General features: G+C 36.3%; 3 protein-coding genes. All 3 read right to left on the reverse strand.

The window, feature by feature from the left end; all coding sequences use genetic code 11:
• Positions 1–359, reverse strand: a 359-nt coding sequence (locus ABS911_RS15035) for an ABC transporter permease family protein (protein WP_502880559.1), incomplete at its 3' end; no start/stop codon positions are given.
• 3 nt (positions 360–362) lie between these two features.
• Positions 363–1,256: a carbohydrate ABC transporter permease gene (locus ABS911_RS15040; RefSeq protein ID WP_202881999.1), complete on the reverse strand. Its 894-nt coding sequence runs from the start codon at positions 1,254–1,256 to the stop codon at positions 363–365.
• A 47-nt stretch (positions 1,257–1,303) separates the two neighbouring features.
• A partial coding sequence (locus ABS911_RS15045) for an extracellular solute-binding protein (RefSeq protein ID WP_350468223.1) occupies positions 1,304–1,861 on the reverse strand: 558 nt, incomplete at its 5' end.

Here is a 1,861-nt window from a genome sequence, read left to right on the forward strand (position 1 = left end):
ATTATTTTCTTAAAGCGGAAATCAAAACGATTCATCGCATAAGCAAACATTGACCCTAATGTTAATTTCCCAACCATACTAACAACAAAAATGAATAACGTATTCTTGAACCCTGTTAGCATTTCCCCATCGACAAATGCCGTCACATAATTGGTAAAGTCTAACGTTTTAGGCAGAGCCAACACACCTGTCGTCAAAAACTCCTCATTAGATTTAAATGAACCAATCAAAACGACTAATATTGGCAATAGCGCTACTATGACCCCTAAAGAGAGGACTATATATTTGAATATACTTCCAAATGAAAATTGAACTTTCTTTTTTTTCTTCTTTTTATATCCTACTTCTGTTAGTTCCATGTCCTACCTCTTTTCTCGTATGGCTAAACGTTGGATTACAGTAACCACAATCACGATCATTAAAAGAATGATTCCCATCGCAGAAGCCAAACCGGTTTTATTGTATTTAAAGGCTGTTGAGATCGTTTGAATGACAAATGTTGTTGTTCCGTTAGAACCGCCTGTCATAATATAAGGAATATCGAATACACTTAGTGAACCGCTGATTCCTAAAATGATATTTAAAAAGATAATATTTTTTATGCTTGGGACAATAATATAGAGGAATTTATCCCATTGGCTGGCGCCGTCGATTTCAGCTGCTTCATATATCTCAGGGTTAACCGATTGGATAGCTCCTAAAAAGATTAGAAAGTTAAAACCGGTATATCGCCAAACTGAAGTAAAAGCTAAAGAAATATTATTGATAGAGCGATCTCCCAACCAAAGACGAATTTGGTCATCTAGCCCCATGAATGACAAGACCGTATCCAATGTGCCTCCGCCTTTATAAAAATATAGAAAAATGAAACCAATCGCTACACCATTCAAAAGATATGGAAAAAACAGAACGCCTTTCCAAAAATTAGCGAACTTAACTTTGAATGACAATATCGTTGCGAATAATAGCGCAATACCTAATTGGAAAAATGTAGCGATGAAGTAGTACAAGCTCGTTTTAAAAACAGCAAAATAATTTGGATTTGTCAAAACCGTTCGATAATTGTCTGCCCCAACAAAGTTTGGATCAGGTGTAATTCCATTCCAATCGGTCAAACTGTACTGGAACATTTTAATTAACGGATAATAAGAAAATAACAGCAATAAAGCAACTGGAATGATAGTAAATAAGAAAATGAGCAACTTTTTTTCTGTATTTTGATTTAACTTTATTTTATGCACAGTATACCCCTCCATTAATAAATCGAGCGTCCCCACGAAACAGGGACGCTCCTTTAGCTCAATTAATTGTTGCCAACTGTTTCGATTGCATCAGCCCAACGTGTATTAAATTCTTTCATAATATCTTCAAATGTTTCATTTGAATTTCCTATACCAGCATCAATAATGCGTTGTTTTTCCAAGTCAGTAGAACCTACGCCCAATTCAGACATATTGTTCACGTCAGGGAATAATGATTCTTTGCCTTGAGGTGCTGGGTTTTCTTCTAGTAAGATAACACCTGCATCTTGGCTGGATTGTAAAGCTGCTGGATATTCTCCACCGATTACAGCTGATAATCCACCATTGTCTACTGCATAATCTGATTCATTAACTAACCAATCTAATAAGGTACGTGCAGCCTCTTTATGTTCACTGTTCACATTAATAGCTAAGTTATAATCTCCACCGATACCCATATATTGTTCGCCGTCTTCAGCTGTTGTTGGGAAGGTTTGGAATGTGATATTTTCTGCATTTTCAGGAACGATATCTTGGATTTGTGGTACAGCCCAGCTTCCTAAAACCATGACCCCAACTTTTCCATTTGCCAAGTCTACTTTTGATTGTTCCCAATCAGA

Source organism: Carnobacterium sp. (genome assembly GCF_040274425.1).

Bases quoted from the DNA above. Each gene is read 5' to 3' on its own strand.
- ABS911_RS15040 (WP_202881999.1), bottom strand. From the start codon at position 1,256: ATGGAGGGGTATACTGTGCATAAAATAAAGTTAAATCAAAATACAGAA.